Source organism: Parabacteroides sp. CAG:2 (assembly GCF_000436315.1).
In the GTDB taxonomy this organism is placed as follows: domain Bacteria; phylum Bacteroidota; class Bacteroidia; order Bacteroidales; family Tannerellaceae; genus Parabacteroides; species Parabacteroides distasonis.
Map to the genome: position 1 here is coordinate 58,531 of NZ_FR885305.1, position 15,169 is coordinate 73,699.

The following is a 15,169-nucleotide window of genomic DNA, read 5'->3' on the forward strand; positions in this document are numbered from 1 at the left end:
AGTTTATTTTCTTGTTTGTTTCTGTCCTTGCTTTTACTTTTCGGCAAACATAATAAAAATTCCTACCTTTGCGCCCAATTACTAATTTTTTAATCTATACAGATGGGTTTATTTATTAAGAAGCCTTTAGCGGATTTGATGACCGAGGCAAATGATTCGGGCAGTAAATCGCTGAAGCGTATCCTTGGCCCGTGGAGTTTGATCGCCTTAGGTGTCGGTGTTATTATCGGTGCCGGATTGTTCTCCATTACGGGTGCGGTGGCCGCCGGGTATACGGGGCCTGCCATTACTTTATCTTTCGCTATCGCCGCCTTGGGCTGTTGTTTCGCCGGGTTATGTTACGCCGAGTTCGCATCCATGATCCCGGTGGCAGGTAGCGCATATACCTACTCGTATGCCACGATGGGTGAGTTGGTCGCTTGGATTATCGGTTGGGATTTGGTGCTCGAGTACTGCGTGGCCGCTACGACCGTTAGCATAAGTTGGAGTCGGTATTTGGTCGTTTTTCTGGAAGGATTCGGAGTACATTTACCGCAAGCCTTGACAGCTTGCCCTTGGGATGGCGGTATCGTGAATATCCCGGCTTTCGTGATCGTGGTGTTAATGAGTATCTTGTTGATACGAGGAACGGAAGGCAGTTCTATCTTCAATGGGATCATCGTATTCTTGAAAGTCTCCGTAGTCTTGGTGTTCGTAGTCTTGGGATGGAAATATATCCGTATGGAGAATTATACGCCTTATATCCCCACTAATACAGGGACTCTAGGCGAGTTCGGATTTTCCGGTATCCTACGAGGGGCGGCTATCGTATTCTTTGCTTTCCTCGGTTTCGACGCTGTAAGTACGGCAGCGCAGGAAACCAAGAACCCGAAACGGGATATGCCGATCGGGATCTTGATGTCATTGGTGGTTTGTACTATATTATATATGCTGTTTGCCCACGTGATGACCGGAGTCGTACATTACTCCGCTTTTGCTGGCCAGAATGGAATCGCTCCTGTGGCAATAGCTATCGATCATATGGGACAAATGGATGCTTCTGGTGTGATTCGTCCGGATTACCCTTGGATGAATCGGGCGATCGTAATAGCTATTTTACTGGGGTATTGCTCGGTTATCATGGTAACGTTATTAGGACAGAGCCGTGTATTCTTGAGTATGAGCCGGGATGGGCTGCTCCCTCCCCTATTTTCCCATATCCATGAGAAATTCCGCACGCCGGCACGAAGTAATTTCCTGTTTATGTTATTGGTCGGTGCATTGGCAGCTTTCGTTCCGGCGAGCGTAGCGGGCGAGATGTGTAGTATCGGGACTTTGTTCGCTTTTACGCTAGTTTGCGCCGGGGTATTGATTGTCCGTAAGACAATGCCGGACGCTCCCCGGTCTTTCAAGACCCCGTTGGTTCCGTTCGTGCCTATCGCCGGTATCATAACTTGTCTGGTGATGATGCTTTTTCTCCCGGCTGATACATGGATTCGTTTGGTATTATGGATGTTAATCGGTCTGGATATATATGTCTGCTATGGAATCAAACATAGCAAACTGGAACATATGCAGAAACATCGCTCGGGACAGACCACATTGGATATGATCGGTATTACCCTATCCGTGCTTTGCGTGATCACGGGGCTTTGGCACCAGCAAACCGTGGGATGGGGCGAGAGCAAAATCTTATTGATTATCTCATTCGTATTCGCTTTTACGCATCTAGCTTTCTATCTTTACAGACTCGGGAAGCAGTTTACGAGCCTTACCCGTTAGCGATTCAGCACGATTAGTCTCGATGGTTCACGCGACTAGTCCCGATGGTCAACGCCATTAGTGGTGAAGGCTTATGCGAGTAGTCGCGTTGACCTTCACCACTAATGGCGTACTATACCACTTCCTTTGATACGATTTATCGGATTCTAGCTCTTAAAAGTAAGCCTCTTATTCATCATAAAATTAACGGCTCCGTAAACGAAAAGTCCAAGGAACTGACCCAGATATTCATTTAGATCGATCACCTCCACCATTAAAAGCAAGAATATGAATTGAGTAGCGTAAGCGCAACCAAAAGCGATTAGGAATAAAGGAATCTCCTTCCAGAAATTACCTTTCCCGGAAGAAAATACCCAGTATTTACTCCAAAAGAAGTTATTCACCAAGGCAGCCACATATCCAGCCATGTTCGACCACAAGTAATTACAATCCAGAATATCCATTAATATCCAGATTACCAATGCGGTGATCAAAGCGTTAGAAGAACCTACAATGGCGAAACGAAGAATACGAACAGATTCCTTCATGCTGTTAATTATACGTTTCGAATGACAAATATACGGGTTTATTTCTATATTTGTGCTGTACTTTTGATCAAGTATGTAACATTCTTAAAACAATTATGAGTATGATTAGACTAAATGTATTTATTCAAGTAAGTGAGGAGAATCGTCCAGCCGCATTGGAGACAGCGAAAGAATTGGTTGAAAAGTCTTTGAAAGACAATGGCTGTATAGCTTATGATATTTTCGAGAGCTCTACTCGTAGTGATGTATTGATGATTTGTGAGACGTGGAAAGACGCTGAATCCTTATCAGCTCACGAAAAAGCTGAGCATTTCGTAACGTTGGTTCCTAAATTGCAAGGATTAGGTGCGATGAAACTTGAGAAATTTACATTTTAAGGGTTTTATGTAGGATCTTATTATAAGCCTGAACATGCTAAAAAATCATAGTTATGAATCCTTCAACTTATAACTATGAATGAAAGAAAACATAACTATGATTTTTTTAGTGTTATCGCTCGTTGATTGAGATATATTCCCTATCGTCCAAAACGTTCTTGTAAGCCGGACGGATGATGCGTTTTCCGTCAAAGTTCAACTCCTCGATACGGTGAGCGGTCCAACCCACGATTCGGGCCATGGCGAATAAAGGCGTATAGATTTCCTGTGGCAAACCGATCATCTCATAAACGAATCCAGAATAGAAGTCCACGTTCGAGGAAACCCGTTTCTTAGTTCCTTTATGCTTGGCGAAACATTCGATCGCTCTTTCCTCTAATAACTCAAGGAAGGCGAATTCCTCAGAGCGACCTTTCTCTTTTGCCAGATCACGAGCCAGTTCCTTTAATACGACCGCACGGGGATCGGAAATCGTATAGACCGCATGGCCGATACCATAGATCAAGCCTGTCTTGTTATAAGCCTCTTTGTTAAGCATCCGCATGAAATAAGTATCGATCTCGTCCACGTTCTTCCAATCCGCGATATTCTCTTTCAAATGATGGAACATATCTACTACCTGAATATTGGCACCTCCGTGCAACGGGCCTTTCAATGAGCCGATACCAGCTGCGATAGATGAGTACGTATCCGTTCCCGTAGAACTAGTGACGCGTACCGTGAACGTAGAGTTATTACCACCACCATGTTCTGCTTGCAATACCAAGAGCAAATCCAACGTACGTGCGTCCAGATCCGTGAAATCACGTTTCAGCATGTGAAGGAAATTTTCTGCGATCGATAAGTTCTCGTGCGGATGACGGATGTGTAAAGAACGCCCCTGTGTGCTATGACGATAAATATTGTAGGCATAAGCGATAATCGTCGGGAACTTAGAGATCAATTCAATAGATTGGCGCATTAAGTTATCTCGGGAGGTGTCGTCCGGGTTTGCGTCGAAGGTATACATCTCCAATACGCTACGAGCCAATATATTCATGATGTTCTGTCCTTCCAGATCCAGAATATTCATCTTGGTCTTTTGCTCCAAGGGCATATTATCGTTCAACAGTTCTTTAAAGGCTGATAATTCCTCTTTATCGGGGAGTTTACCAGAAAGTAATAAATAAGCCACTTCCTCAAAACCGAACCGTTTTTCCTTGATGAAATCACGCGCTAAATCCTCTACGTCGTAACCTCTATAGAATAACTTACCGGGGATTGCTTTAAGACCGCCCTCTGGCAAGCGTTCGTATCCTACTACATTACCGACTTGGGTCAATCCTACTAACACGCCGCTACCATCCTCGTTACGAAGGCCACGTTTCACATTATACATCGGGAAAAGTTCGTTGTCAATCTTGCAAGCCTCTCTGGCAGCCTCGGACAATTTGTAAATTAAATATTCTTTCTTCAACATGACTATACTAATTTAATTGTTTCGATAATAGAGATGATACGATCACCAAATTCTTTGGTGCCGAGAGATTTGCCATTCGGCATAAAACGAGCCAAGTCATGAGTGGCCTCTCCAGCGGAGAAAGCTTGCTCCATAGCGGATGTAATCAGGTTAGCCGCATCACTCCATCCCATATATTCCAGCATCATCACGGATGATAATAATAAGGAAGAGGGGTTTACGAGATTCTTTCCCGCGATATTCGGAGCGGTTCCATGTGTTGCCTCGAAGATCGCATGACCACTGTTATAGTTGATATTAGCGCCGGGAGCAATGCCAATGCCACCTACCATTGCTGCTAATTGATCGGAGATATAATCGCCGTTCAGGTTCAAGGTAGCGATCACGGAATATTCTTCCGGAATTAATAGAGTGTTTTGCAAGAAAGCATCGGCTATGACATCCTTGATAATGATTTTACCGGCCTTTGAAGCTTCCACTAAGGCGGTATTGGCCGCTTCCTCGCCTTGCTCTTTCTTGATCTTCTCATATTGAGGCCATGTGAAAGTGAGATCCGCAAACTCCCGTTCCGCTAAAGCGTATCCCCATAGTTTGAAACCACCTTCCGTGAATTTCATGATGTTACCTTTGTGTACCAAAGTCACGCTCGGTAACTGATGCAATATCGCGTATTCGATAGCGGCACGCACCAGACGCTCCGTACCTTCCACAGAAACCGGCTTGATGCCGAAAGAGGAAGTTTCCGGGAAACGTATTTTCTTCACTCCCATTTCCTCGGTGAGGAACTTCAATAACTTTTGTGCCTCCGGAGTCCCTTGTTGCCATTCGATTCCGGCATAGATATCTTCCGTATTCTCACGGAAGATATACATATTCACTTTCTGCGGCTCCTTTACCGGAGATACGACTCCTTTAAACCAACGAACCGGACGGAGACAAACATATAAATCCAACGTCTGACGGAGGGCCACATTTAATGAACGGATACCTCCACCAATCGGAGTTGTCAACGGTCCCTTAATACCGACGATGTATTCACGGAATGCTTCCATAGTCTCATCGGGAAGCCAACTTCCGGTTTGCTTAAACGCCTTTTCACCGGCTAAGACCTCTTTCCATTCAATGGAACGGGTTCCGTTGTAAGCTTGCTTGATGGCAGCGTTTACTATCTTTTGGCTAACGGGAGTGATCTCATGCCCCACGCCATCTCCTTCAATATAAGGGATCGTCACGTGATCCGGAACGAAAATATGATTACCTTTCTTTGTTATCTTACTCATGATATCAAGATTTTTTTGTTTGTCTTAGTGAGCTGTATTTAAAGCGGAACCCGCCTTGAACCATTTAATTTGTAAATCATTATACGTATGGTTAACCGGGAATGATTCTTGCGTACCATCCGCATGAAGAAGAACGGCCGTCAACGGTTTGCCCGGCTGAAAATCTTTCAATCCGATGATCGAGATATGGTCATTCTCACGGATCTTGCTATAATCCTCCTTATCGGCGAAAGTCAGTGCTAACATTCCTTGTTTCTTCAAGTTTGTCTCGTGGATACGGGCGAAACTCTTGGCTAGGATCACTTTTACATTTAGGAAGCGAGGCTCCATGGCTGCATGTTCCCGGGAAGAGCCTTCACCATAGTTTTCTTCCGCTACGACGATCGAGGAAATACCATTTGCCTTGTATTGTTTCGCTACGGCAGAAACTGCTTCATATTCATTGTTCAGTTGATTCAATACAGAGTTTGTCTTCCCATTGAAAGCGTTTACGGCTCCCATCAACATATTATCCGATATATTTTCCAAATGCCCACGGAAACGTAACCATGGACCGGCCATCGAGATATGATCCGTCGTACATTTACCTTCAGCCTTGATAAGAAGGGGCATATTCGTGAAATCCTCTCCGTTCCAAGGAGCGAAAGACTTTAATACCTGTAGGCGATTGGATTCCGGATCGATGTTCACCACTACGTTCTTACCCGTAGGTGCCAGATAGCCGTTATCCTTTACCTCGAAACCTTTCGGCGGAAAATCCGAGCCTTTCGGTTCTTTCAGTTTCACAACCTTACCATCCTCTGTCTTCAAGGTATCGGTCAAAGGATTGAAACATAGATCACCTGCGATGGTCAAGGCCAGTGTCAGTTCCGGAGAAGCGACAAAAGCATGTGTATTCGGATTACCGTCCGCACGTTTAGCGAAGTTACGATTGAATGAAGTAACGATCGAATTCTTACGGGTATTATCATCCGTATGACGTTTCCATTGTCCGATACAAGGACCACAGGCATTCGCCATAATGGTTGCGCCAATCCGTTCAAAATCACCGATAATACCATCTCTTTCTGCCGTATAACGGATTTGCTCGGAACCCGGGTTGATGATCAAGGGTGCCGCTACCGGTATTTTATCCTCATAAGCTTGGCGAGCAATAGATGCCGCACGGCTTAGATCTTGATAAGAAGAGTTGGTACAGGAACCGATTAATCCGACCTCCATCTTTCGGGGATAGCCATTCGCTTTTACTTTTGCGGCAAACTCCGAGATAGGCGTAGCTGCATCCGGCGTGAACGGACCATTGATATGCGGCTCCAATTCGGAAAGGTTAATAACGATTACACGATCGTAAAACTTATCTGGCTCGGCACGAACGTCCATATCCGCTTCCAGATATTCACCGATAGCTTCGGCCCAGCTCGCTACCTCGTCACGTCCCGTGGCACGAAGATATTGAGCCATTGTATTATCGAATGGGAATAAGGAAGTAGTCGCTCCTACCTCGGCACCCATATTACAGATCGTAGCTTTTCCGGTCGCTGAGATTGAGGCGGTGCCCGGACCGAAATATTCGATGATAGCGTTCGTTCCACCTTTTACGGTTAAGATGCCCGCTAGCTTAAGAATCACGTCCTTCGGCGAGGCCCAACCATTCAAACTACCAGTTAACTTAACACCAATTAGTTTCGGCATCTTCAGTTCCCATTCCATTCCGGTCATGACATCCACGGCGTCGGCTCCTCCTACTCCGATAGCGACCATTCCAAGTCCTCCGGCATTCGGGGTATGTGAATCAGTTCCTACCATCATACCGCCGGGAAACGCATAATTTTCCAATACCACTTGATGGATAATGCCTGCTCCGGGTTTCCAAAAACCGATTCCATATTTATCGGAGACCGATTTCAAGAAATCATAGACCTCGCTATTGCTTTTGGTAGCCGTATCGATATCCGTCTTGGCTCCCATATTCGCTTGGATCAAATGGTCGCAATGCACGGTAGCCGGTACTGCGGATTTTTCTTTTCCGGCGTTCATGAATTGTAAAAGCGCCATCTGAGCGGTGGCATCTTGCATAGCCACACGGTCGGGACGGAAATTCACATAATCCTCACCTCTTTTGAAAAGGCGAGTCGAGCTTTCATCGTATAGATGCGCATATAAGATTTTCTCGGCCAAGGTCATCGGGCGACCACCGATACGTTCGCGGGCTGTGTCCACTCTTCTGGGGAAATTCGCATAGAAATTTCTAAGCATGTCAATGTCGTACACCATATTCATATTCGTTTTTTATTGTAAGCCTTTTCGCAAATATATTTATCTATAACCAGCTAAAATGTAATAAATAAGACATCTGCCAATGAGTCTTTGTTTTTATTATCAACAAATATATAATATAATGAAATACAATTTGTTCGATAATTTCTATGAGGTTATAGAGGTTATTTATAATCTCCCGGATAACTTAGAAAAACGGGCTAATCGCACGTTTATTAATAAAACGTACCATTAGCCCGTTTTGTTCAAGCCTTGGAGCTGTTTTTTCTACTTATCGAGACTTTCTTTCCATCTTTGGGCATAACTATGCAAAATAGATGCGATACCCTCTCCGATCCGGACATAATCTTCCCGTTTAAGGTTGGCTAAAGATGCGCGGATAGACCACTCGGGAGCATCAAAACCTCCTCCGTTCAGTAAAACCAAGGAAGTTTCCTGTGCCAGACGGAAAACGACATCCAGAGGTTCGTAATTCTTTTTTAGATATTCCACGAAATCATCCCCATAGAATTTCTTAGCCCAGACAAGCATATCGATCTCACTATAGTATCCCGCACGCAAAGGGTCGTCCAATAAGGTGAATCCGGTGCTTTCCCACAATGTGTGTAAACGCTCGTGGATCATATCCTGCATCCTTTTCTTATAGGTATTTTCCGCATCTAATAGAGCGAAAGACGCAAACAGAGACATTTGTGTTTGTTGTGGCAAGGAAAGACCGGCCGTATGATTCAAGGCTACTTGACGGCTATCGGCTACCATACGATCAATAAAGCGGATATCCTCGGGATGTAAGGATAGACTGCTATATCGTTTTTTTAGAAGCTCCTGTTTATCTCTTGGCAATTCACGGATCATCCGGTCGTAAATATTATCTTGATGTAAAGCGATTACCGCCAATCTCCATCCGGTTGCCCCGAAATATTTGGAGAAAGAGTAGACACATAACGTATTCTTTGGTAATTCGGCCATCATCGAGCGAAAATGCGGAATAAATGTCGCATACACATCATCCGTAATAATCATGAGGTTGGGATTGTCGTTCCGTACGATCTCAACGATCCTATTCATCAATGCTTTTGTCAATCCGTATGAAGGCGGGTTGCTCGGGTTTGTTATGAAAGCGGCTTTCACGCTAGGATCTTTCAGGACATCTAAATCCTTTTCTTGATATTGCCATGTGTGATAGCCGTCTTTTGTCATCTTCAAGGCTTTTATCTCTATGACATTAAAAAGATAACGAGCCTGTTCCGGAATCTCTATATAAGGAGTGAATACCGGAGCGAAGAGAACGATCTTGTCTCCCTTATTCAACAAGAAATTCTGTTGCAAGGAATCGAAGATATAACACATGGCGGCAGTTCCGCCCTCGGTAGCGAAAAGGTCGAATATTCCCTCAGGGGGCTGGTTATCACATAATTCTTGGTCTAAATAATCCCGCACGAGCATTTCCGTATATTTCAAGATACGATCGGGAACCGGATATTGATCACCAATGACACCTTCCGCCCATTCGTATACAAGCTCATTCTCATCTACACCTTTTTCCGTGACCAGATATTCATAGGTACCCTTCAATAAAGTAGCGCCGGGAGATTGCGCATGTTTCTTTAGAAACTGTACGAAGCGAGACGCGATCCTTTTGCGGTTGGGAACCCCTGCGGCTCCGGCCATCTCATCTGCCAATTCGGTTTCCCGCTGGCATTCCTCCAAGGCGAACTGCCCTAATAGGAAGAATGCCTCCCGTGGAACCGTACTGATCCAGTTTGGATTTCCCCTTCCTGCGTTCAGCATGATGTGCGTACTTTTACGAGCGCTCTCATCCGCTAACTCTATCAAGATGTTCTTTAGCTCGAAAGGGCTAATCTCCGACATCTTTTTCTCATATTCTCTCGTGACATGTATTTTCTTCTTGTCCATACATTATATATATTACATGATTAGCACAATAACGACACCCCAGATGATTAATAAAGTATTACCCACCGCATAGGTAACGGTATAGCCTAAGGCTGGAGTCTCACTTCCTACGGCATCTTCCACCGCTCCTAATGCGGCGGTTGTCGTACGTGAACCTGCCGTGCAACCTAAAGTGATAGCCGGATGGAACTTAAAAACGTAACGTCCCATCAGAATACCGATGATAAGCGGGATAGATGTCGCTAAAGCACCGATAATAAATAAACTTATACCGACTTCCTTCAATCCGGTCACGAAACTGGGACCCGCCGTGATACCGACTACGGCGATAAACATATTCAGTCCCAAATTATTTAATATCCAGACGGAAGGCTCTGGAATACGCCCGAAGGTCGGATGCTTGGAACGAAGCCATCCAAAGACGAGTCCGGCTATCAAAGCGCCGCCACTCGTACTCAGGCTGATCGGGACACCTCCGAAATGAATCGCGAGCGAACCTAAAATTCCCCCTAAGAAAATACCGATACCCACGAAAATCAAATCGGTCTGATTGGTTGGGCGATCGGGATATCCTAAAGTCGTAGCCGCTTTATTTACCTCTGATTTCATACCCACCAATTCCAACATATCACCGGAATCTATCACCGTAGCGGCCAAGACCGGGATATTGATACCCGCACGCCTTACGGACTTGATGCTAACACCATGCATAAACGATTGATTGCGTAAATAGCAGATCTTTTTCCCCACGTATTCCTTATGGATCACTAGTACGGGTAACGTCTCTGCCGGAAAATCGAGCAATTCAATGTCATTGACCTCGTCGCCAATCCAGTTCTCCTCTCCGATCACGAATTCCCGGCGACCGCTTAGGACAACCTCATTTCCGGTATGTAAAACCAAATCCGGTTTAACATTGGTTACTACATTATTAATACGGACACGCTCCACGAACAAATGCCGTCCCAATTGGTCTAAATACACCTCCAACTGCTTTACGCTTTTGCCATCCTTGAACCATTCATTACTAATCTTATAGGCCCGGAAAGTTACCGGACGGGCGGCAGGCATAAAGCCCGGTTGCTCGCTCTCGTCGTTATTTCCCATTTTAGCCTCTAGCTCTTTACAGGCTTTTTTCACGTAGTCGAGTCCTCCTAAAAGACGTGGCCCGATATCACTCACTAACCATGCGGATCCTGCCGTACCGAAAATATAAGTTACCGCATAGGCCACGGGCATTACATTTACCATAGCGCTTTTATCCGTATCGCTAATATTCATCTGTCCGATCGTATCTTCGGCAACTCCTAATACTGCCGACATCGTCTGGGAGCCCGCCAATAATCCTGCGGCCTCGCCTGCGTTATATCCCATAAGTTTCGCTAACAAAAAAGGAGCGATCAAACAAAATATACACATGACGGCGGCGAAAAGCATTTGAGGAAGACCTTCCTTTTTCAATCCCCGGAAGAACTGTGGCCCAACGCTATATCCTACAGCGAAGAGGAACATCAAGAAAAAGACGGACTTTAACGGTCCGCTTATATCGATTTTCAATTGCCCGATCAATACACCGACCAATAATACGCTGGTAACCGTTCCCAGCGTGAACTTCTTTATCTTAAACTTGCCAATCCAGAAACCGAGAGCTAAGGTTATGAAAATAGCTAGCTCCGGATAATGTTGAAGTAAATTAGTTATCCATTCCATATCTATTTATTTGATGTTAAACAAAAAAGATGCTATTGAAACAGGGATTCTTTGAAAGATGTTGTTACTTTTCGGGATTATTTATATAAATTTGCGACCGCTTAGGTGATAGAGTTTGTCTACCGACAACTCTATAAAAGGGAATCCGGTTAGAATCCGGAACAGTGCCCGCTACTGTGAAGCTCTTGAAAAGGAAAGCGTTCTGCTATGCCACTGTCTTAAGAAAGATGGGAAGGTTGCTTTCCGAGCCAGTCAGGAAACCTGCCAAGCGAAGTAATGATTAATTCCTCCCGGGGTCAGGAGCAATTAAGAGGATAGAAATATCACCTATATCCAAAAGATGTTGGAGACGGAATAATACGTTGTCTCCGTGGGATTGATATGTAATCTAATTATTAATATATTCATATGATGAGGAAACACTTACTATCTTTCTTCCTGCTGGTCATCAGCCTAGTTTGTCGTGCGCACGATGGCGAGAATTTTGTAGCATCCGATTTATTCGCCTCTTTACAACCGGGCGATAAGGCCGCTTTATTGATGGTACATTTTGGAACAACCCATGATGATACCCGTGCCTTGACAATCGACGCGATCAATCAAAAAGCGAAAGAAGCTTTCAAAGATGTTGAGTTGCGTGAGGCATGGACTTCTCGCATTGTAATGCGCCGCTTAAAAGCTCGTGGCGTAGAGAAACTGAACCCGATCGAGGCCTTGGAAAAATTAAAGACTGATGGTTATACACATGTCTTGATCCAATCCACGAATATAATCGAAGGTATCGAGATGGAATCCTTACGTAAGGATGTTGCCACCATGAAATCTTCTTTCAAGGAGATTCGTATCGGTAATCCTTTATTGTATACACCGGAGGATTATGAGGCGGTAATCGTCGCTATCACAAAAAATGGGGCGAAAGAAGGCGCTACTTTATTGGTAGGCCATGGCACTTATACTCCGGCGACGGCTCAATATGCCATGTTGGATTATATGTTGAAGGAGAAGGGATTCAAGGATTATTCCGTAGGAACCATCGAGGGCTATCCTACTTTTGATACGATGGTAGCCCAAGTAAAGGCCAATGGAACGAAGAAAGTCTTGTTGATGCCATTTATGTTTGTCGCCGGAGACCATGCGAAAAACGATATCGCCGGTGATTGGAAAGAGGAACTGGAAAAGAAAGGCTACGAGGTAAGCGTATTTATGGAAGGTCTGGGACAGAATCCGGATATTCAGAAGATCTTCATCGAACATGCCCGTTTCATGGCTAAACATAAGATGATCGATATCGTTGATAAGAAGAAAGCTTATGCGGTAGAGAAGGACTAAAAAAGTTCTCCAAATCTATGTTTTATTCCTTTCGGAAGAAAAAGTAATTCCTTCCGAAAGAAACTAAATTTTCATTCGAAGGAAAATGGAATTTCTTTCGAAAGGGATTTCACATGCATACAATAAACAGTTATAATGCTAAATATATGAAAAGAGTTTTGACAATCTTACCGTTGACAGCCTTATGTATCAGTACGATGCAGGCACAACACAAGAATGAGTACACGAATTTCGCCGATACGACATTCAATATTCAAGAAGTCGTAGCGACCGCCGCACGCAAGCCACGTCCACAAATCACGAAGTTGGACGTACCTATGAAATATCTTCCTATTTCAATTAATAGCATTACGGCGAGTAGTCTGGAGTTGCGAGGTATCCGTAATATCCAAGATGCGGTACGCTTTATGCCGGGCGTACGATTCCAGACATCTTATGGCGCATTTCAACAATTGTCGATCCGTGGTTTCGATCATTCTATCATGATGATAGACGGTATCCGCGATGAACGTTCGGCAATAAACAACTCTTATCCCGTACCCGATCTATCCTGTATCGAGTCTATTGAATTATTAAAGGGACCGGCTTCTGTACTTTACGGACATTCAGCCGTAGGTGGAACCTTGAATATCGTTCGTAAATCCCCGTCAGAGAAACAGAGCGTTAACGCCCGATTGGCCTATGGTAGTTACGAGAATAAAGAGGCGACGCTTGGCATGGGCGGTAAATTGGTCGGTCCGGTCAATTATTACGCCAATGTCAACTTTTCCGATCAAGAGGGCTGGCGTGATAATGGCAACCGTCGCTTTTCCGGTTATCTGGCATTGCAAGCTAAAATGACGGAACGTGACCTATTAGATGTTCGTGGAGGTTTTAACCGCGACTTCTATGGGACGGAGATCGGTCTTCCCGATTTAATGGCAAATGATGTATATAATGTGCAAACAGGACAGTTATATCTCCATAAAAATGATATGCTACCGGGACTTGACCGTGAGGCTCGTTACAATAACGAGTCCGACTTTATGAAGAATCATGCTTGGAACATATCGACGCAGTATACACATACTTTTTGGAACGGCGCAAAACTAACAGATCGCCTTTCTTACAATAACGACGATATCAACTATTTTGGGACGGAAGCCCTCGACTATCTCGAAAGTGATGATCCGATCTATGATCATTATTATATGAAAAACGGCCAGAAAAAATATATCTGTTTGGACAGTGTATATCTTTCTTTCCCGCTTCGCTTCTCCCATATAGCCAAGACGGTAACCAATACGCTCGAGCTAAGCGGTAAATTCAGGACGGGTGAGATAAAGCATACGTATATGGGAGGTTACTCTTTCGTCGCCTTGAATCGTACCAGCTATTCGGGCTATAATTTAGGGGATGATGTTCAGGGTCCCGGCCTTTATTCGCATGTATCCGTTTATGATCCGCATAGCATGGGATATATGACCAGTAAATTCTCGAAAGCGACGGTTACGCATCATTATTCCAACAGCCTTTATCTTCAAGATATGGTTGAGTTCAACGAGCAATGGAAGGTATTAGCCGCTCTACGTTACGACTTTTTCCGTTATATGTCCGCCAGCGCTACAACTCCTACCGGACGACGTGAGTATGAGGAACATTCAAGCTTCAATATGATAAAGAATAAGGCGTTGACTTATCGTTTCGGAGCGGTCTATCTGCCCCATCCGAATACATCCATTTATGCTTCTTTCGCTTCTTTCTTCAAGCCGATCCGTACGTTCTATCAAGATAATGTCGTTTATGTAGGAGGTGATGGAAATCGTTTCGAGCCTGCTCGCAATGAGGAAGTATTTAAGCCGGAGAAAGGATACCAAGCCGAGGTGGGGCTTAAATATCAATTGAACAATATATTAAGCGCCAATGCCAGCTTGTTCTATATCCGGAAGATGAACAGTACGGCTACGTTGACCAACAACTATCAAGAGGAGGTAAACGGCGAGACTACCACGATGAGCGTAATCGGACAGGTGGGTGTACAAGATTCCAAGGGTTTTGATTTTGATGTCACTCTTTCTCCGGTAAGCACCTTAGCGCTGACGATCGGTTATGGATTGAACGACTCCAAGATCCGGGAGATGAAAGAAATAAAGGATCCGGAATTGATCGAGGCTATCTATGGCAATAACCCGGATGAGACAAAGCAACAATTGAATAGCCAAGAAGGAAACTGGCAGAGCAACGTACCGAACCAGACTTTCTACGCATACGGCAGTTATACCATCCCTCGGGGTGTCTTGAAGAATCTGGAATTTCACTTGAGTAGCAGTTATACCGGTAAAGTATACCGTAATACATCTAACAACTCTTGGTTCGATCCGTATTGGGTAACCGATTTCGGTATGTCTTATTTGTTGAACAACAATATTCACCTTACATTCAACTTGAATAACTTGTTTGACAACAATTATTATAACCAAGCGCTCGGACAACAGATGGTGCCAAGCATGCCTCGTAATTTCCAAGTGGCTATCTCCTATACATTATAATATA

10 protein-coding genes and 1 riboswitch are annotated in these 15,169 nt (G+C 44.4%); of the genes, 4 read left to right on the plus strand and 6 right to left on the minus strand.

The features are described 5' to 3' along the window. Positions 1–102 precede the first annotated feature (102 nt). Positions 103–1,761: an amino acid permease gene (locus QVP94_RS11645; RefSeq protein WP_022192658.1), complete on the plus strand. Its 1,659-nt coding sequence runs from the start codon at positions 103–105 to the stop codon at positions 1,759–1,761. A 146-nt stretch (positions 1,762–1,907) separates the two neighbouring features. On the opposite strand, the gene QVP94_RS11650 is transcribed toward QVP94_RS11645, so the two are convergent. Next, on the minus strand, positions 1,908–2,288 hold the full coding sequence (locus tag QVP94_RS11650; RefSeq protein WP_005856979.1) for a GtrA family protein: 381 nt from the start codon (positions 2,286–2,288) through the stop codon (positions 1,908–1,910). Between the two features lie 101 nt (positions 2,289–2,389). Between QVP94_RS11650 and QVP94_RS11655 the strand changes: the two genes are divergently transcribed. Continuing rightward, positions 2,390–2,665, plus strand: coding sequence for a putative quinol monooxygenase (locus QVP94_RS11655; protein WP_005856980.1), 276 nt, complete (start codon positions 2,390–2,392; stop codon positions 2,663–2,665). Between the two features lie 112 nt (positions 2,666–2,777). On the opposite strand, the gene QVP94_RS11660 is transcribed toward QVP94_RS11655, so the two are convergent. The 5 genes from QVP94_RS11660 to aspT all read right to left on the minus strand — a co-directional run bounded on the left by QVP94_RS11660 (position 2,778) and on the right by aspT (position 11,308). Beyond that, the gene (locus tag QVP94_RS11660; RefSeq protein ID WP_008772165.1) at positions 2,778–4,121 is read right to left on the minus strand and encodes a citrate/2-methylcitrate synthase; all 1,344 of its coding nucleotides are present in this window, start codon (positions 4,119–4,121) and stop codon (positions 2,778–2,780) included. Positions 4,122–4,126: 5 nt separating this feature from the next. Further along, entirely contained in the window at positions 4,127–5,404 is a 1,278-nt protein-coding gene (gene icd, locus QVP94_RS11665; protein ID WP_005856984.1) for an NADP-dependent isocitrate dehydrogenase, read from the minus strand. A 24-nt stretch (positions 5,405–5,428) separates the two neighbouring features. Then, positions 5,429–7,678: an aconitate hydratase gene (locus QVP94_RS11670; protein WP_022192659.1), complete on the minus strand. Its 2,250-nt coding sequence runs from the start codon at positions 7,676–7,678 to the stop codon at positions 5,429–5,431. Positions 7,679–7,948: 270 nt separating this feature from the next. After that, positions 7,949–9,598: a bifunctional aspartate transaminase/aspartate 4-decarboxylase gene (locus tag QVP94_RS11675; protein WP_005862319.1), complete on the minus strand. Its 1,650-nt coding sequence runs from the start codon at positions 9,596–9,598 to the stop codon at positions 7,949–7,951. A gap of 12 nt (positions 9,599–9,610) precedes the next feature. Next, positions 9,611–11,308, minus strand: coding sequence for an aspartate-alanine antiporter (aspT, locus tag QVP94_RS11680; RefSeq protein WP_022192660.1), 1,698 nt, complete (start codon positions 11,306–11,308; stop codon positions 9,611–9,613). A gap of 85 nt (positions 11,309–11,393) precedes the next feature. Further along, positions 11,394–11,591: riboswitch (cobalamin riboswitch) on the plus strand. A 128-nt stretch (positions 11,592–11,719) separates the two neighbouring features. Here aspT and QVP94_RS11685 point away from each other — a divergent pair. Together QVP94_RS11685 and QVP94_RS11690 are read left to right on the plus strand one after the other, a co-directional pair. Further along, on the plus strand, positions 11,720–12,637 hold the full coding sequence (locus tag QVP94_RS11685) for a sirohydrochlorin cobaltochelatase (protein WP_005862321.1): 918 nt from the start codon (positions 11,720–11,722) through the stop codon (positions 12,635–12,637). Positions 12,638–12,783: 146 nt separating this feature from the next. Beyond that, positions 12,784–15,165 (plus strand): TonB-dependent receptor, encoded by a 2,382-nt coding sequence (locus QVP94_RS11690; RefSeq protein ID WP_130882172.1) that lies wholly within the window; start codon positions 12,784–12,786, stop codon positions 15,163–15,165. Positions 15,166–15,169 lie beyond the last annotated feature (4 nt).